We start from the raw sequence: 18932 nt of genomic DNA on the forward strand, positions 1-18932 counted from the left end.
ATCAGCGCTGCTGACATCTGCTGACACTTTTTTTAAATTTTATCCGCTGTAACGCAATACTATCAGGCTTCTTACGCTAATCCTTCAGTGATCCTTCAGTGATGCTCAGTGCTGGCAAGGGTTTGAGGGTGTTTCACTGAAGGATCACTGAAGGATGACAGAAGGATGGTAGGAGAAAGGCCGGTTTGCTTCTTCTTTTTTATAATTTAATCTTAGCTATCGTCTCATTATCAGTTGTTTATCACTTTCCAATTTAAGTAAATGTGAAAAATTTATCCCCAAGTGTGTATAAGTAAATACTAAATATTATACGTTCTCTTTTAACTTACCAAATGATTCAGCATCATTGAATTTTACGTGTGAGTGTGACCATATCTACGTACCGTTATCCCGAAGCGGCAAGCCCCATGATGCTGATATCAACTTAATTCAATTATCTTTGGCGGCTCATAAAAAGGAGGTGTTGTGCGTTTAAAAACACTAGAGATCAAAGGGTTTAAAAGTTTTGCGGACAAAACCGTGTTACACTTCGACGAAGGCGTAACAGGCGTTATTGGCCCTAATGGATGCGGAAAGAGTAATATCATCGATTCTATCCGTTGGGTGATCGGAGAACATAAGATCAGTAACCTGCGTTCAGATAACCAGGCCGGCCTCGTGTTCAATGGTTCCCGTACCCGTTCCGCCAGTGGTATGGCGGAAGTAAGCCTTACGTTCGAGAACAATAAGAACGTATTGCCTACCGAATTCACCACGGTGACTGTTACCCGTAAGTTCTACAAGAATGGAGACAGCGAATATCGTTTGAACGATGTAGTCTGCCGCCTCAAGGATATCCATAACCTCTTTATGGATACGGGGGTCAGTACAGACTCCTACGCCATCATCGAGTTAGGGATGGTAGACGATATTATCAAGGATAAAGAGAACAGCCGCCGCCGGATGCTGGAACAGGCCGCCGGTATTTCCATCTACAAAACCCGGAAAAAGGAAGCCAAATCCAAACTGGACGCTACAGAAGGCGACCTGAACAGGATCGAGGACCTTCTTTTCGAGATCAATAACAACCTCAAGACATTGGAGAGCCAGGCCCGCAAAGCGGAACGGTTCTACGAGATCAAAAAGGAATATAAAGAGGCCAGCATTGAACTGGCCAAAGCTTCGCTGGAAGGTTTTAACAACACCTTTAAAGACCTCACAGAGCAGCAGCAGCAGGAAACAGACCGTAAGTTTGCCCTCGAAGCAGAGATCTCTACGGACGAGGCCGCTGTGGAACAGGATAAACTGCACTTTGTAGCGAAAGAAAGGGAATTGCAGGTATTGCAGCGCTCTTTCAATGAACTCGTATCTACCATCCGCACCAAGGAGAATGATAAGAACCTCGCTTCACAACAACTGACCTACTTAAAGGAAAGGGAAAAGAGCCTGACGGACTTCCTCAATAACGCGGAAGGGCAGGCAAAAGGCCTCACGGAATCCATCGCTTTCACTGAAACGCAGGTGGCGGACGAGCAGGAAGTATTCGACTCCATGCAGGATGAACTGGAAACCCTCCACGAAATGGTGGATGAGAAGAAAGATCATTTTGCAGAGAAGAAGCTCAACCTGGAAAACCTCCGGAAAGACCAGCAGCAATGGCAGCGCCAGCAGTTTGAAGCGGAAAAGAAAGTGGCAATTGCCGATACTTCCGTACAAAACCTTCAGCGCGGCATCCAGCAGTTACAGGAAGAAAAGACCAACCGCTTAACACAGATCCAGCAACTGGAAGAAGAGAAGAGCGGTTTGCAGGAAGTACTGGAAAACAGCAAGGATGAGCTGGAAGAAATGGTGAACTTCCAGGAAGAAACAAAAGGCAAGATCCTCGCCACACAAGGTGAGATAGAAGGCCTGCGCGACCGCCTGGTAGACGAGAACCGTAAACTGGATTCCAAAAAGAACGAATACGATCTGTTGAAATCCCTTGTGGACAGCCTGGAAGGTTATCCCGAGAGTATCAAGTTCCTCAAAAAGAACACAGACTGGAATAATAAAGCACCCATCCTCAGCGATATTTTCTTTTGCCAGGAAGCTTACCGCACCTGTATAGAAAACCTGCTGGAACCTTACCTGAACTTCTATGTGGTGAACAATGCAGAAGAAGCCATCCAGGCTATCCAACTGCTGGACCTCCATAAAAAAGGTAAAGCCAACTTCTTTATACTGGACCAGTTCAATCACCAGGCAGGTACCCTGTTTGCCCCTCCCGGCACTATTTCCGCACTGGAAGTGGTGGAGATTGACGAGAAGTATAAAGGGCTGGGTAATTACCTGCTGGGCAAAGTGTTCATTGCGAACGACCTTACTGCCATGAACTTCGCCGAACTGCCGGACCAGGATGTGCTGATCACGGAAAAGAGCGGCCGTGTTCACCGTGGTAAATACAGCATGAATGGCGGCTCTGTAGGTTTGTTCGAAGGAAAGAAACTGGGCCGCGCCAAGAACCTGGAGAAGCTGGACCAGGAGATCAAAGACCTGGAAGCCGTTTGCAGCAGCCTTAAAGCACAATTGCAGGCTAAGCACGACCAGGTGCTGGGTTACAACAGCCAGTTGAATGAGAATAAGATCAATGCTTTAAAGGAGAAAGTGAACCAGCTGAACAATCAGCTCTTTGGTTTGCAGAACAGGATCGAGAACTTCCATCACCTGATCGAAACCGGCAGCAAGCGCCTCACAGAAATGGAGCAGCAGCTGGAAGCCAATGAACAAAGCATTGCATCCGTAAGGGATGAACTGGATGGCCTCAATGAAAAAGTGCATAACCTGCACGACAGCATTCAGGCGGCAGACAGGGCAGCACAGGAGGCAGAGCAGCAGTTCAACCAGGCAAGCGTGCAGTTCAATAACCAGAACCTTCAACATACCCGCCAGCACAGCAAGGTGCAGGGCCTCAAACAGGAACTGGATTTCAAACGTAAACAACTGAGCGACCTGTATGTACAGGTAACAAGCAATAAAACACAACTGGAAGATACCGCAGGTAACATCGCTGCGGCTGAAGACAGGCTGGCTTCTTCAGAAGACGGACTGGTAGACCTGTTCCGCCGCCGTGAAGAAGAAGAAAAGAGCGTGAATGAAAAGGACCAGGAGTATTACAACTTCCGTAACCACCTGCAGGAACTGGAAAGCACGCTGCGTTCCAAACTGAAAACCCGCGATCTGCTGGACCAGAACCTGAACCTGATCAAAGACAAGGTGAATGAACTCAAGCTGCAACTCTCTTCCATGAAAGAAAGGCTGAGTGTAGAGTTCAAGATCAACCTGGACGAGATCCTGGACGAAGACCGTACCGGCAATCAGTCTGTGGAAGACCTGCAAAACAATGCGGAACGCCTCAAGAAAAGGCTGGAGAACATGGGTGAGATCAACCCTACGGCCATTGAAGCGTATACGGAAATGAAGAAACGTTACGAGTTCATCTTAGAGCAGAAGAACGACCTGGTGAACGCCAAAGAATCCTTATTGCAAACTATCCAGGAAGTGGAATCTACGGCTAACCAGAAGTTCCTGGATACCTTTAACCAGGTGAAAGAAAACTTTATCCGTGTGTTCAAAGCTTTGTTCACGGAAGAAGATCAGTGCGATATGATCCTGAACGATCCGTCCAACCTGGCTGATACCGGTATAGAGATCATCGCTAAACCGAAAGGTAAACGCCCGGCGGCCATTACTCAATTGTCCGGTGGAGAAAAAACCCTTACGGCTACCGCGCTGCTCTTCGCTATTTACCTGATCAAACCGGCACCTTTCTGTATCCTGGATGAGGTGGATGCGCCGTTGGATGATGCCAACGTAGGCAAGTTCACCAATATGATCCGCAAGTTCTCCGATAACTCCCAGTTCATTATCGTAACGCACAACAAGCAAACGATGGCTGCGGTGGATGTGATCTACGGGGTAACCATGCAGGAAGCTGGTGTGAGTAAACTGGTGCCTGTGGACTTCAGGAGCTTGAATTAAGATCTTCATCAAATTTTATATAGGTGTGCTGTTAAAACAGTACACCTTTTTTTATGGTACAATGATTGCCCCTTAACCTCGAAAAAATAGTTGTAATGGATCTGAAGCCAAGTCAGTCACTTACAGAAACAGACGTAAGCAGGGGGTTAAAACTGGTAATAGGAGATGGGCTGGCTTCCGAAGCCATGACCACCTTAACAGGCGGTGCTTTTGTTGTGGCCATGGCCATTCTGCTGGGTGCCAACAACCTGCAGCTGGGGTTGATAGCTGCATTACCCACCCTGGTGAACCTGTTCCAGCTGATCTCTATCTGGCTGGTACGGCGGTTTAATAACCGCCGCATTGTAACGGTGACCTGTGCTTTCCTGGCCCGCTTTCCCCTCATCATCATTGGCATATTTCCGCTGCTTTGGCCGGAATGGACCACCATAGAACTGATCATCCCCATTCTTTTCTTCTATTATTTTTCCGGTGCTATTGCCGGCGCCAGCTGGAATTCGTGGATGAAAGACCTGGTGCCGGGTAACCAGCTGGGGGCTTATTTTGCCAAACGCAGCAGTTATATGCAAACGCTGAATGCCGTGCTAAGCCTGTTGCTGGCATTGGGGATTGACTATATCCGCGATCATCAGCCATCGATGGAACTCAACGTATACGGCTGGATGTTCATTGCAGCAGGTATCTTTGGGCTTTGCGGCGCCATCTTCCTTTCCAAAACGCCGGAACCACAGGTATACATGACCAAGGAGAATATCTTCCGCTTATTACGTGGCCCCCTGAAGGACAGTAATTTCAGGCGCCTGCTGATCTTTAATTCTGCCTGGGTGTTTGCGGTGAACATTGCGGCGCCCTTCTTTACTGTTTTTATGATGAAGAGCATGGGGCTGGGGCTTTCTTATATCATTGGCCTCACTATCCTCAGCCAGGTGTCCAGCATCCTGACTATCAGGCTCTGGGGTATGTTTGCAGACCGGTACAGTAATAAAACCATTATTGCCATTGGCGCGCCCCTGTATATCCTGTGCCTGGTGGGTTGGTGTTTTGTGGGTATTTACTCACAGCTATGGCCTAACCTGGTATTGCTTACCTGCATTCATATCGTAATGGGTTTTGCCAATGCAGGCATCAACCTGTCCCTCACTAATATAGGCCTGAAGCTGGCACCGCAATCGGACGCGATCTATTACCTTGCCACAAAGAATATTGTTACGGCGGTGTTCTCTTCGCTGGCACCACTGGCAGGTGGATATCTTGCGGATTATTTCACCGGCCGCCACCTGAAGATAGATGCAGAGTGGGGAAGCCCTAACTGGACGAAAGCCTTTCATCTTGTAGAGCTGCATGAATGGAACTTCCTCTTTGCTTTCGGGGCTTTACTGGCATTGATAGCGGTGAACCGTTTATCCAGGGTGAAAGAAACGGGAGAGGTGGAAAAGGACATGGTGGTAAGGATCATGCGCAGTACCATCCGGCATAACCTCAAGCAAAGCTTCCTGATAGGCAACCTGATGACAGGGTATTCAACCATTAAGAATGTGTTCCGGCGTAAGTTTTTTTAAGGAGCTTTCATTTTTCAGGTGCAGGGTTTAAAAAATACCCCGCCGTACTTTGAGCCCCAGGTTTTTGATGGATGGATTTGAACCATTAAGAATGTGTTCCGGGAGCTTTCATCTTTCAGGTGCAGGTTTTAAAAAACACCCCACCCGTACATTCAGCCCAAGGTTTTTTGATGGATGGATTTGAATATTAGCGGAAGCGCAGTATTTTGGGAGTTATATCTTTTTGGGCTATGACGAGTAAATTGATCGGATGTGCTTTAGCAGGGCTTATGTTTATGTCTTGTGGTAATGAGGGGAAATCCCCCAAAGCTGATTCCATTGCCATGCGGCAGCAATATGGGGAATCCCCGGTGCTGACGGCAGAACAATCCCTCCAACATTTAAAAGCAGAAGACGGGTTCAGTGTTCAGCTGGTAGCGGCGGAACCGCAGGTAATTGTACCCGTGGCGATGACCTTTGACGAAAAGGGGCGCCTCTGGGTAGCGGAGATGACGGGTTATATGCCCGATACTTCAGGTACCGGCGAAAATGCCATGAATGGCAAGATCGTGATCCTGGAAGACGCAACAGGAGACGGCGTTATAGATAAACGCACGGTATTCCTGGATTCCCTGGTATTACCCCGTGCCTTGTGTATCATAGAGAACGGTCTCCTCGTAGCAGAACCTCCCCGGCTCTGGTACGTAGAAATAAACGGCGATAAAGCCGGCAAACGTACCCTTGTAGATTCAGCCTATACAGAAGGTGGAAATGTGGAACATCAACCCAATGGCCTTTTGCGGGCCATGGACAACTGGATCTACAATGCCAAATCCAATAAAAGGTACCGGAAAGAAGGTAACCGCTGGTTGAAAGAGGATACTCATTTCCGTGGCCAGTGGGGTATTTCACAGGATAATTACGGACGCCTGTTCTATAACAACAACTCAGAGAACCTCCTGGGAGATTATTTCTCGCCGGGGCTGGGAAGCGCCAATCCAAACCAGCGCAACGTAAAAGGATATGATGAGAACATTGTGCCGGATAACCGGGTGTTCCCTGCCAGGCCAACACCCGGTGTGAACCGTGGTTATATGAAAAAAGTGCTGGACGATAGCCTCCGCCTGATCAACTTCACTGCAGCCTGCGGGCCGCTGATCTACCGGGGAGGACTATACGGCGCGGCATATGAAGGCAATGCTTTTGTAGCAGAACCTTCTGCCAACCTGGTGAAAAGGGACCTCCTGGAAGACAGCGGTTACCAGGTAAAAGGAAAGCTGGCTTATACCGGCCGCGAATTCCTGGCCAGTACAGATGAACGCTTCCGCCCTGTAAACCTGCACCTGGGGCCTGATGGCGCGATCTACGTGCTGGATATGTACCGTGGCATCATCCAGCATAAAACCTATCTCACCCCTTATCTCAAAAATGAAATTAATACCCGCAGCCTCACACAGCCATTGAACTGCGGCCGCATTTACCGGGTATTACCCAATGGTGCAAAACCAATGCCGTTCAAACTTACAGCAGATCCTGCACAACTCGTTGCAGCGCTGGATAATACAAACGGATGGGTCCGTGATAAAGCACAACAAATGCTGGTGGACGGAAAATATGCATCCGCCATTCCACTGTTAAGACAGCGCCTGGCAGATACAACTAAACCAATAGGCCTGATCCACACGCTATGGACGCTGGAAGGCCTGCATGCTTTGAACATCACGGATGTAAAACCATTGACCAGGCAGAAGGATGTAATGATCAGAACGCAGGCCCTGTGGACCTTACCTTCCATTATTAATAGCAGTAATAAAGCAGCCGTTGCAGATATACTGACCGGTTTTTTAATTGATCAGCAATTGGCGCCTTCAGCTGCGCTAGTGCTGCCTGCTTTGAAAAAAGTGGACCCATCCATGGCCAAACGTTTATCACCGGCATTCTTCTACGGTTTCCCGAAAGATGTGTTTGTGGCAGATGCATTGATCAGTAATGCAAAAGACCAGGAAGCAGCTTTACTGGATGAAGTGATAGCCTGGAACCCCGATACCAACCTGGTGATCCGCCGTCATCTGCAGAAAGTATTAACAGACATCTCCAACCGCCGGAAAGCCAGCCAGGGCGATGTACTGGCCAAAGAATTCCCGCGTGGCAACCTGATCTTCAAAACAGTTTGCCAAACCTGCCATGGTGCAGATGGAGAAGGTATCCAATCCCTTGCGCCACCTTTGAACCATTCAGAGCTTGTAACCGGCAAAAAGGAAAGACTGATCGCGATCGTATTATATGGATTGACCGGACCGGTGGAAGTGAACGGCAAGATCTACAAAGCACCCGAATACAATGCAGATATGCCGGGTATTGGCAGTAACGATGAGTTTTCTGACGGGGATATTGCACAGCTTATGAGCTTTATCCGCAACGCCTGGGGCAATAAAGCGGAGAAGGTAACGGAGAAGGATATACTAAGTGTGAGAGAGAAATATAAAGGCAGGCAAAAATCTTTCACCATGGAAGAATTTAAATAAAAAAAACCGGTACTGGCTGAACAGTACCGGTACATACTCCCACAGTACCACGCCTACTTTGAATTCATTTGATTGATCAACGCGAGCAGCGCAGTTTCTGAAACTTCCTGCGGATCAAATGTTACACCTGTATAAGTTTTGCCTGCCAGGGGCGCCGCAATGGTTACATCCTTCATCTCTGCATAGAACTTGCCATTCACTGCACTGATAGCCAGGAAAGTACCTTCCAGCCCGATGGGGATAGATGTCTGATAACTGTGAAATCCTTTTTTGCCAACCGGTGCATTCAGGATCACATTGTATAATTTAACGAGTGAGTTTTCATTCTTCGGTTTAAAGAACAGCATACTGGGTTGTTCACCACCATAAGCATTACCGGTTTCCTCATTGAAGTTATTAGCGAAGTAACCCATTACCGTAGTTTTAACGCCGGGAATACTATAGAGTACATCACAGTTGCGCCAGTTCAGTAAAGAATCCAGTTTGAAATCCAGTGTACCGGTGGTGCCGTTGAACAAGGCATAACCGTTCGCCTGCGTCCATTGGATCCCCCTGTTAATGCTGTATTGTTGCGTGATGGTTACGGTAGTATTCTCATGATCATAACCCGTGGATGTGTAAGTAACCAGGGAATCTCCATCCCATAAAGGCATTTCCCTGATCTGTGCTGCCGGTTTAGCGATAACCTGCACCAGTACAGTGGAGTCCTTCTTCAATTGCAATTGGTTATTATTCTGAGAAGCTTTTACAAAGAATTCCCCGTAGGAAACGAGGATGCCGCCATCTGTAGTAGTGGAGGGTTTGTTACCCAGGATCATTTCACTCACTTTGGTGATCTCTTTTACATCTACCACCACGTTACCGGTAACTACCTGACCGGCAGCGTTCACAAATGCGCCGGCGGGTATTTTATACCTGGTGCCTTTGGCGGTACTGATCACGCCGCCTGTGGTAGCGTCCACGGTAAAGCGTTCAACAGCAGGGCCGTTTTTGGCAAAGAATTCGGTGATTAAGGCAGCATCCCTGTTCTGCGGCGTTTCGGGCGCATCGCTTTTGTTACAGGAAATAATGCTAAGTGCTGCAATCGCGGAGAGGAACAGTGGTTTTAAGGATAATGTTTTCATACTTGCTTGTTGTTTGTTTGCAAGTAGATCAGCGCATGTTCCTTTTTGTTACCCTTAGGTAGGAATTTTTTTGTAAGTACCTGGTAAGCAATGAGTAGCCAGATGAGCAGGCAGGGGAATGCTTTGATGGCATAAGGCACGGAGATATGATGGCGCACCCATGGTGTTACAAGGTCTGAATGAGCAAAGCTGCAAAAGATCAGGGCGAAAATGAAAACGGCTGTCTTCCATTTTGCCGGTGTTTGTATAACATACCAGATGCAAACAGCAGGGAAGGCAATAATATAGGTAGCCGCTTCTGAACTGGTACTGAATAGTAAGGGGAAAAGCAGTGCGGAACAAAGTATATAAAGGCGGTAGGTACTGTTCTGCCTCCAGGGAAGCATCATATACTGACTTACAAATATCACAATGGCCGGGATGATCACCCAGCAATTGGCCATGTTTTGCAGGTGGAAGGTGCGCCTGATAAAACCCATGGCGGAAATATCCTGTAACAGCGCGCCCTGTACATTCTTGTTATTTTTTATGACCAGTGCTTCAGCCCATTGCCCATAGGTTTGCAGGATATAAGCAGGTGAGGAGAGGAGCATGGGAAGAAGGAAGAACACAATGCCCCAGAAGAAAAGTCCTTTAATGAGGGTCCATTTGTTATCGCTGAAAAAGAAGAAAGCAAGGCCCACTATACCATAGAGTTTTGTAAGTGTACCTACAACGATCAGCGCTGCGGCCAGGAATTCTTTTCCTTTCAGGATAAGTGCAAAACTTAAAATGATACAGGCCGCAATACCCTGGTTAAACTGAAGATAACTGCTGGCACCAAATAGCTCATTACTGCAAAAGAGCAAAATGAAATTTTGCTGTATGCGGGTAAGTGGTAACTGCCGGATAGCAAAGTAGAGGAAAGTGGTATTGGCAATGGCCCACAACATGGCGCCGATATGATCAGGCAGCATGCTGAAAGGCGCGATGAGGAGGCTGAATACCGGGCCGTACAGATTTACATCATGGTATTGTTCAGGGTAAAAGAGGTATAAAGGTTGCAGGGTGGTAACGTGAAGGTAAACATGTTTGAAAATAAGGTAGTTATTGATGTTATCATTCCAGATCTCTTTCCCGGCGGCAAATATGGAAATGCCAAACCAAAGAATGATAACAGGCCATTCTTTCCCGCCCGCTCTGATCAGAAACGATGTGTTACCCAGTTGTAGTTCCCCCATTTTATGCGCCTCCCGGACGCTTTATTAGTCTTTTGTGAAGACAATCTTATCGCCGTACTTCACCTTATATCTATCTGCAAAACCGGCATTTGTTTCCACTACATATTTGGCTTTTTTGAAGGAGGGAAGGCTCTCTTCAGATAAAGGGGTGGCGTATTTCTGGATGGATACGATCTCCAGGTCTGCCCCTACGTACATGATATCCAATGAAATGTAAGTGTTCTTCATCCAGAAGGATTGTTCTTCCGCTTCGGCAAAGATGAACAGCATGCCCTGTGTATCCTGCATGGATTTGCGGTCCATCAGCCCCCTGGCGCGTTCTTCGTCTGTTTCAGCTATCTCAATATCAATGGTTTTGATGGTATCGCCTTTTTCCTTGCTGATAAAAGAAAGTACTCCCTCTTTTTTGAAGACCGGGCCATTATCCACTACAGGAGCAGGAGCTGTTACAGTAGAAACAGCAGAAGAGTCTGCCCGTGTGCCGGTTGGTTGATTCTGGCAGGAAGCCATATACAGGCTGCCCCATGCAGCCAGTATGATGATCTTAAAGTTCATAAATATCAGTTGAGTAATTCTTCGTCTGAAAAAACAACGTCACCATAATCCCTGATCTCATTATACACGGTATCCCGTTCAACCGGGATCCTGCCTGCCTGTTTGATAAGCATGGCCAGTTGTGCGGTATTCATGGAAGGGTTCTGTTCTTCGGAACCTGCCATGGAATAGATCTTGGTGGTATCGTCGATAGTGCCGTCCAGATCATTCACCCCAAAGGAAAGGGTGAGCTGTGCGGTATTCCTTCCCAGCATGGGCCAATAGGCTTTCAGGTGAGGGAAGTTATCCATGTATAACCTGGCTACGGAATACATCTTGAGGTCTCCCACAATGGTAGATTCCGGTATATGCGCCATGTCGTTTTGCTTGTTGCGGAACTTCAGGGGAATGAAGGTGTTGAAGCCACCTGTTTCATCCTGCAGCTGGCGGAGGCGTTCCATATGATCTATGCGGTGCCAGTATTCTTCAATATGGCCATAGAGCATGGTAGCGTTGGAGTGCATACCCAGTTTATGAGCAATACGGTGAATTTCCAGCCAGCCATCTCCGTCCACTTTATCGTGGCAGATCTGGTTGCGGATATCAGGGTGGAAGATCTCCGCGCCGCCACCCGGTAAGGATTGCAGACCGGCTTCATGCATTTTTTTCATGCCTTCTTCCGTGCTGAGCTTTGCTTTACGGAACATATAGTCCAGCTCTACCGGCGTAAAGCCTTTCACGTGCAGGTCAGGGCGGTGTGCCTTGATCTTTTGCATGAGCTCAATAAAGAAATCCAGGTTCATTTTGGGATGTACGCCCCCTACGATGTGCACTTCGGTAACAGGCTGGCCGTCGTATTTCTTTACAATATCCAGCATCTGGTCAATGCTGAGTTCCCAGCCTTCTTCACGGTTTTTGTACAACCTGGAATAAGAGCAGAACTTGCAGGTAAATACGCAAACGTTGGTAGGTTCTATATGAAAATTACGGTTGAAGTAGGTTTTGTTGCCGTGTTTCCTTTCTCTTACATGGTTGGCCAGTGCGCCGAGTACTCCGATATCTCCTTTCTCAAACAGCGTTACGCCGTCTTCCTGCGTAAGCCTTTCCTGTTGCAAAACTTTGTCAGCGATCCGGCGTATATCTTTGTCCAGAGAAGCGGCGTTAAGTATGGTCAGTAATCCCGGCTGTGTTGCTATGGTCGTCGTCATTTTGCTTTCACTATTTTATAAGTCCTCACCTGTTGCGTGTAAAACAACTTCACAAAGTAAACACCATTTGCCCCATTTACCAAATCAATTGTAACCCTGTTACCCACGCGGGCTAACGGTTGCTGCTGATAAACGAGCCTTCCTGCGGCATCAAAAACGGCAATGCCCAGCAGGTCTTCCGGCCAGGTGCTGAACTCAACGTAGAACTGGCGGCTGAAAGGGTTTGGCCATACAAGGATGCCTTTATCCCGGAGGGTACTGTTCACATCCTTTTTGAAGATATTGACCTGGTCTATGTACACATTGTTCTCGTAGTTGGTGGTGTTGCGGAACACTACCCTGAACTTCTTATTCCGGATAAAAGGTGTAAGGTCTATGGTGTCCGTGCGCCATTCATTAGCTGCGGGAACAAATTCCTGGATAGTAGGGATGGTCCTGGTCACCAGTGAGCTGCCCCACTTCTTATAACCGGTGGGAATGAATGTTTTACCACAGTCTGTTGTCAGCAATACCTCCAGGGTATCCCAGGGATTATTGGGCATGCCAACGGGGCTGGCTGTTGCGGCGGCGAGGTCAAAAGAGAGGAAGATAGAGTCTGCATTGGCGGCATCTACTACCGGTCCCAGCAGGTCGTCTATTTCATCATTGCGGGCATAGCCCAGGTTGCGCATTAATGCAGAACCGGCGCTGCCTTTGCTGCCAGTGGTGGAACGTTCCCAGGTAAAGCTCCTGTCAGGGTTTGAGATACTGAACCCGGCAGGCGGGAAGAGGGTATTATCGAAGGTTTCTGTAAATGGTATGCTTACTTCGCGGCGGTAGCTGAAGCTCACAGCGGTGGTATCATTATCCGGCTGATCGTCTGCTGCGCCGTTTGGCTGTACGGTATATGCTTTCAGGGTGGAATTGCCTTCTCCGGCTGTGAGAACAGGGAGGGTAACTTCTGCCTGCTGCAGCATGGCGAGGTTGCCCGTCCAGCTGTAATTTACCGGTGTTCCGCCATTGATGGCGTAGCGGATGGTTACGCTGGTAAGCGTTTCTGAGCCGCGGTTCTTTAAGGTTACAACGGGTGTTTGCCCTGCTTCGCAGAGATAACCCTGTGGCTGGGATACGGCGGTAATGCCGGCATCTCTCGTTTTCAGGTTCACGGGAGTGCAACCGTCTGAGGTGATCAGGGAAGCTCTTTGTGCATCTATCGCATTCCGCATGCGGTCAGTTTGCCCTGCGGTGAAAAGATACATGCAGGCATCGTTCACATAATCCATGTAATTCATGAACATGATACCGGGAGCAACCGTGGTACAATTGTCCAGCTGCGGAAAAGTGGGGCAGTTGTAGGTGTGATCGCCCTGCAGGGGAGTGTCGTCCACACCATCATCCTGTGTGCAGCCTCCGTTGTCATCGGCCCAGGTATGTTTCAGTCCGAAGAAGTGCCCTATTTCGTGGGTAAGGGTGCGGCCCAGGTTAAAAGGTGCCTGTGCGCTGCCCATTCTGCCAAAGGCCCTGTAATCCACCACCACACCATCTTCTGCTGCGGGGAATATATTGCCGGGAGGGGTGGCTACACCCAGGTAATCGCTGGCCAGGTCGCATACCCAGATGTTCAGGAAGCGGGTGTTATCCCAGCCGGGCGCACCGCCGGTATTGGTATATTTTACTTCGCTGGCGCTGTTATTCACTGAAAAGGCACCATGTGTAGTGGTAGTGCGGGTAATACCGGAGGAAGGATCTCCGTCCGGCGTGCGCACGGCCAGGCAAAACTGGATCTGCGGGTTGCCTATCCGGGCCTGCCATACGGCGGGTACTTTATTGATATCTGTATTAGCGGCGAGATAATCCAGGTTAAGTGCTGCCAGCTGGTCCAGGACCTGCTGGTCTGTTACCTGGGTGGGGTTAGGCAATACAACGTGTACTACTACGGGAACATTGATCAGCGGATTTACACGGAAGAGCCTGTTGTCCGGTCTTTTTTTCTGAAGGTCCAGTTCTATAGCCTGCATCCTTTTTGCCAGTTTGGGTTGTGCTGCCAGCTTCTCTGCCAGCACTTCCGCCGTACCACATTTGCGTTGGGCAAAGCTTCCAAAACCAAAGAAAATGAATATGGAGATCAGGGTAAAGTTACGCAAGTTGTGTTCATTATAGGTGATAGTGAATAGTATATGCAAAAATGCACGGTTTTCCTTCATGTAAATGTACTTACACTGGGCGAAATCTGCATTATTTTTCGATTAACGGACAGTTTTTCCGGTTGAATGATCAGGTTAAGGCGCCGGCTATGCAGCCACACATCAAACAGGCAATGGTGCCGCCTATCAGGGCCCTTACACCAAGTTCCGTGAGGTTCTTCCGCTGATTGGGTGCCAGCTGGCTGATCCCCCCGATCTGGATGCCTATAGAGGCAAAGTTGGCAAACCCGCAGAGCGCATAGGTAGCGATCAGCAAGGATTTGGGATCGGTGATCAGGCTGGCGGCCTTCATCTCTCCCAGGGATTTATAGGCCAGGAATTCATTCAGGATGGTTTTTTCACCCAGCAACTGGCCTATACTGAGCATGTCCTGCGAGGGGACGCCAATGATCCAGGCAACAGGGGAGAACACGTAACCCAGGATCAGCTGCAGGGATAATTCCTTATACCTTCCTCCGCTGATAGTATTGATCTCCGCATTCAGATTGGTTTGATCGCCGACCCATCCCAGCATGGCATTCAGCACATACATCATAGCGGTAAAAACAATCAGCATGGCACCTACATTCACGGCGAGTTTCAACCCGTCTGTAGTACCTAACGAAAGGGCATCCAGGAAGTTGTCTCCCAGTTTTTCCTTCGGTATCTTCAGTTCCTTGGAGATCAGGTGTTCCTTGGTTTCCGGGAATAATATTTTAGAGCAAACAATGGCGGCAGGGGCACTCATAATGCTCTGGCTGAGCATGTGTAAGGCAAAATATTCCTGCTGTGTTACATCCGTTCCTCCCAGCATGCCAACATAGGCAGCCATTACGCTCCCTGCAGTGTTGGCCATACCACCGATCATAATACAGAGGATCTCAGAGCGGCTCATACCTTCCAGGTAAGGGCGGATCATCAGCGGGGCTTCCGTTTGGCCCAGGAAAATATTCGCGGCGGTAGAGAGACTTTCAGCACCGGAGATCTTGAGCTTATTCAGAAGGTAAGCAAAGATGTATACGATCTTTTGCAGGATGCCCAGGTAGTAAAGAATAGAAGAAAGCGCTGCAAAGAAGATGATGTTCGGTAATACCTGCACCGCAAAAATATAGGCCCAGTTACCGCTGGCATCTGCCAGTGCGCCGAACATGAATTCCGTACCGGCATGACTGTTATTGATCAGCGCTACAAAAGAACTGGATACAGAAGAAAGAACGCTGCGGAATATTTCAGGATTACATAATCGCGTAAATACACAAATAGCCAGCAGGATGCAGGCTGTAAGGATCGTCCATTTCAGTAACTCCAGTGAGCGCTTCTGCAGTATCCTGATCATGGCTACAATAGGAACAAGACCCACTGTAAAGGCAATGGCCGGAAATGCATACTGATGGCTGCGAATGATACCGAAATAAAAACCTGCAAGGCCTGCCAGTGCCAACAGCCAGCTCAGCGCATCTTTGGGCAGATCAAAACCTTCCTGCTGTTTCCTGCGGAAGCGGTTAAAGATGAAGATCAGCACCATGATGATGAAGAGTTCCCAGAAAACGGGTTGCCCGCCGGCCTGGGTGTTGAGTACACCCATAGCAAACATTACCTGTGCAAAGATGCCCAGCCCTACCAGTTTCCAGTTAATGGCTTTACGATTATTGCTCAGCAGATAACAAACCAGGATAAGAAAGAACATTCCCAGGAATCCACGGGTAAGATTTTCCCAATGTAGCATGCATTAACAGGTTTGATTGTGAGGTTGCATATTATAGAGCAAAATAAGGGAAAGTAGCCATATGAAGAGAAAAGGCCTGCAATTTTATTTGATAATGCGGCGGTGTTATATGAAAATTAATTTTATATGGTTAACTTGTGGCAGGTTTTTCAATTATTTCGCGTGGCCTTTACCCTTACCTTAGTATGTTAAGATTCAACCGTTTGTTTATTTACCTGTGCGTACTCTTTATTCCCAATATAGCCACCGCACAAACTGCAGGATTCCTGGCACCGGATACGGTCTGCGTCAATGAGCCCATCAACCTTCAGAATACTTCCACCGGCGTAACCAATTACTTATGGAACTTTTGTTCCGGTACGGTGTATAGCGCTCCTCAACTGGTGAACCTTGGCAATCCCGGGGGGAATTTCAAAGACCCGGTATTCTCTGCTATTGCCAAAGAAGGGAATAACTACTACGTGTTTGTGGTGAATAATACGGATCCGGACCTGATAAGACTTGATTTCGGCAATAGTTTGCTAAACACACCGGTGGCTACCCGGCTCCTGAACCTGGTACCGCCCAGCGGGGAGGGTATCCAGATCGTGCAGGATGCTACAGGCTGGCATGCGATCATTGTAGGGGGAACTGTGGCACAGGGCTCCAGGATTGTGAGAGTGGATTTCGGGGCTTCCCTGGCTAACAATGCACCCTCCGTTACCAACTGGGGGAACAGGGGCAATATGGCTTATCCTACAGACCTGTATATTTTCCAGGAAGGAGGAAGGTATTATGGCTTCACCAATAACTTCGAAAATTCCACTATTACCCGGCTGGATTTTGGAACTGATTTCAGTAATCCGCCAACTGGTTTTAACATGGGTAATTTCAGTGGATTGATGAACAGGCCTTCCGGTATTTTTGCGGTGCAGGAAAATGCCAACTGGTACCTCCTGGTAACCAATGAAGGTTCCAATAAGCTGGTCCGGTTAAATTTCGGAACTTCTTTGCTGAATAACACACCTGTTGCCGTAGACCTTGGTAATCCAGGGAATGCATTTAATCATCCAAGGGATATCAGTGTTGTGAAAGAGTGCGGCCAGACGATGGCCGTGGTGGTGAATGGTGTCCTCAATGGTACACCCTCTATTTCCAGGTTAAACTTTGCAGGTGGGGTAGCCGGAACACCCAGTGGTACCGACCTGGGTAATCCGGGATCAACACTGGCTTTTCCCGCTTCCATTTCTTCTGTGTTCCGCGTAGACAATGAATTGTATGCATTCATTCCAAATGTGCAGAATGGCACTATGAGCCGTGTGGCATTCAGGAGTTGTTCGGATGCCAGTATTCCGAATGCAACAACCGCCACACCACCTGCTTTTCATTATACCCGGCCGGGGCATTATACCGTAAACCTGATCACAGATGAAGGAACACCTTTTCAGCAGAACTTCTGTAAGAACATTGTAGTAGTAGATCCTCCGGCTGTATCGCTTGGAACGGATATCATTGTTTGCAATGGAGCTACCGTTAATCTGAATGCCGGCGGAGGATTCAGCCGTTATTCCTGGAGTACCGGTGCTAATACACAGCAAATATCTGTGACCACTTCCGGGCTGTATGATGTAACGGTAGATAATGGCGGATGTACTGCAACAGATCAGATACAGGTAACGTTCAATAATATCCTGGTCATCAATCCTGTTACCACGGACATTGATTGTACGCATCCCACGGGTACTGCTACCATTGGCGTGGCCGGTGGCACGGCGCCATACAGATATACCCTGGATAATGGAACGGAAACCACCGGTAATGTATTCTCCGGCCTGGCGCAGGGAAATCATACCATCAGCGTAAGGGATGCAGTTGGATGTATCACCACAGAAACTTTTGTCATCAACGTTGATAATACAAAGATCATTCGTTTTACAGCGTCCGGGCAGAACCCTACCTGCTTCGGTTTACAGGATGGCACTATTTCAGCGTTGGTAACACAGGGTATTCCTCCATTTCAGTTTGCGCTGGGAACGCAGCCATTTCAAACGCAACCGGACTTTACAGGATTAGCCGGAGGTACCTATAAAATATATGCACGGAACGGTGTTTGCCTGGATAGCCAGATGGTGACCCTTGTAACACCTGCACAGGTTGCAGGTACAGTAGCAGCGCTGGATGAAATGTGCGACAACGGAAATGGTTCAGCACGCATCACCATCACCGGCGGCACAGCGCCTTACGATATCCTGTGGAGCGATGGCACTTCCAATACCACGCTCACGGGTTTGTCCGCAGGTGATTACAGCGTAACAGTGAGTGATGTGAATGGTTGCGGCAGTACAACGGATTTCAGTATTGCCAATAACAGAACAGACCGCGTGCGTATCATTAATAACGATACAACGATCAATATCGGAGATGAGATCATCCTGAGAGCAGAAAATGCGCCGGATTATGTATGGGAACCGATAGACGGCGGGCTGAGCAGTTTAACCGGTGCTATTACCACTGCGAGGCCTGTGAGAGATACGCGGTATATTGTACGTACACTTACAGGTACTAACTGTGTTACTTCAGATACAGTGAACGTTACGCTCACTTATAACAGGTCTTTCCAGATGCCCACTGCATTTTCTCCCAACAGGGATGGTGTGAACGATCTGTTCCGTCCTAAAAGCCAGGGGCTGGTGGTGTTTCATATGCTCATTTACAACAGGTGGGGGCAGTTGCTGCATCAGACCGCAGATCACCGGAAAGGATGGGATGGTAAGTTCAATAATGTTATAGCGGATATTGGCACTTATATCTACGTGGTAGAATATGGTTTCTGGGATGATACAGGAAAAATAGTGATAGAAAAGAAACAGGGTTCTTTCACCCTGATACGGTAATAAAAAAGGCCACTCACATGAGTGGC

Annotated in this window: 10 protein-coding genes; 4 read left to right on the top strand and 6 right to left on the bottom strand. The window is 48.2% G+C overall.

Translation table 11 applies throughout. The features are described from left to right. The first annotated feature begins 465 nt into the window (after positions 1 to 465). The 3 genes from smc (at position 466) to BUR42_RS04835 (ending at position 8059) form a co-directional block, all read left to right on the top strand. Positions 466 to 3996 (top strand): chromosome segregation protein SMC, encoded by a 3531-nt coding sequence (gene smc / locus BUR42_RS04825; protein WP_074238150.1) that lies wholly within the window; start codon positions 466 to 468, stop codon positions 3994 to 3996. A gap of 95 nt (positions 3997 to 4091) precedes the next feature. After that, the gene (locus tag BUR42_RS04830) at positions 4092 to 5555 is read left to right on the top strand and encodes an MFS transporter (protein WP_074238151.1); all 1464 of its coding nucleotides are present in this window, start codon (positions 4092 to 4094) and stop codon (positions 5553 to 5555) included. A gap of 230 nt (positions 5556 to 5785) precedes the next feature. Further along, positions 5786 to 8059, top strand: coding sequence for a DUF7133 domain-containing protein (locus BUR42_RS04835; protein ID WP_084185401.1), 2274 nt, complete (start codon positions 5786 to 5788; stop codon positions 8057 to 8059). 53 nt (positions 8060 to 8112) lie between these two features. On the opposite strand, the gene BUR42_RS04840 is transcribed toward BUR42_RS04835, so the two are convergent. From BUR42_RS04840 to BUR42_RS04865, 6 genes are all read right to left on the bottom strand, one after another. Further along, a complete protein-coding gene (locus tag BUR42_RS04840; protein WP_074238152.1) occupies positions 8113 to 9183 on the bottom strand; it encodes a hypothetical protein in 1071 nt (356 codons plus the stop codon). Then, complete coding sequence (locus tag BUR42_RS04845; RefSeq protein WP_084185402.1) at positions 9180 to 10403, bottom strand: glycosyltransferase family 87 protein; 1224 nt, start codon at positions 10401 to 10403, stop codon at positions 9180 to 9182. Before BUR42_RS04845 ends, BUR42_RS04840 begins: the two co-directional genes overlap by 4 nt. A gap of 24 nt (positions 10404 to 10427) precedes the next feature. Beyond that, positions 10428 to 10958 carry a DUF192 domain-containing protein gene (locus tag BUR42_RS04850; protein WP_074238153.1) on the bottom strand — a complete coding sequence of 177 codons (531 nt, stop codon included), beginning with the start codon at positions 10956 to 10958 and terminating at the stop codon, positions 10428 to 10430. A gap of 5 nt (positions 10959 to 10963) precedes the next feature. Beyond that, positions 10964 to 12145 (bottom strand): aminofutalosine synthase MqnE, encoded by a 1182-nt coding sequence (gene mqnE / locus BUR42_RS04855; RefSeq protein ID WP_074238154.1) that lies wholly within the window; start codon positions 12143 to 12145, stop codon positions 10964 to 10966. Continuing rightward, positions 12142 to 14307: a M43 family zinc metalloprotease gene (locus tag BUR42_RS04860; protein ID WP_159442217.1), complete on the bottom strand. Its 2166-nt coding sequence runs from the start codon at positions 14305 to 14307 to the stop codon at positions 12142 to 12144. The genes mqnE and BUR42_RS04860 overlap by 4 nt, the downstream gene beginning before the upstream one ends. A 91-nt stretch (positions 14308 to 14398) precedes the next feature. Continuing rightward, positions 14399 to 16033 carry a NupC/NupG family nucleoside CNT transporter gene (locus tag BUR42_RS04865; RefSeq protein WP_084185404.1) on the bottom strand — a complete coding sequence of 545 codons (1635 nt, stop codon included), beginning with the start codon at positions 16031 to 16033 and terminating at the stop codon, positions 14399 to 14401. A gap of 185 nt (positions 16034 to 16218) precedes the next feature. On the opposite strand from BUR42_RS04865, the gene BUR42_RS04875 reads away from it, so the two are divergent. After that, positions 16219 to 18906, top strand: a complete 2688-nt coding sequence (locus tag BUR42_RS04875; RefSeq protein ID WP_074238155.1) for a T9SS type B sorting domain-containing protein — start codon at positions 16219 to 16221, stop codon at positions 18904 to 18906. The last annotated feature ends 26 nt before the right edge of the window (positions 18907 to 18932 follow it).

This window comes from Chitinophaga niabensis (assembly GCF_900129465.1).
GTDB lineage: Bacteria > Bacteroidota > Bacteroidia > Chitinophagales > Chitinophagaceae > Chitinophaga > Chitinophaga niabensis.

Bases quoted from the DNA above. Each gene is read 5' to 3' on its own strand.
- BUR42_RS04830 (WP_074238151.1), top strand. From the start codon at position 4,092: ATGGATCTGAAGCCAAGTCAGTCACTTACAGAAACAGACGTAAGCAGG.
- BUR42_RS04835 (WP_084185401.1), top strand. From the start codon at position 5,786: ATGACGAGTAAATTGATCGGATGTGCTTTAGCAGGGCTTATGTTTATG.
- BUR42_RS04840 (WP_074238152.1), bottom strand. From the start codon at position 9,183: ATGAAAACATTATCCTTAAAACCACTGTTCCTCTCCGCGATTGCAGCA.
- BUR42_RS04845 (WP_084185402.1), bottom strand. From the start codon at position 10,403: ATGGGGGAACTACAACTGGGTAACACATCGTTTCTGATCAGAGCGGGC.
- BUR42_RS04850 (WP_074238153.1), bottom strand. From the start codon at position 10,958: ATGAACTTTAAGATCATCATACTGGCTGCATGGGGCAGCCTGTATATG.
- mqnE (WP_074238154.1), bottom strand. From the start codon at position 12,145: ATGACGACGACCATAGCAACACAGCCGGGATTACTGACCATACTTAAC.
- BUR42_RS04865 (WP_084185404.1), bottom strand. From the start codon at position 16,033: ATGCTACATTGGGAAAATCTTACCCGTGGATTCCTGGGAATGTTCTTT.
- BUR42_RS04875 (WP_074238155.1), top strand. From the start codon at position 16,219: ATGTTAAGATTCAACCGTTTGTTTATTTACCTGTGCGTACTCTTTATT.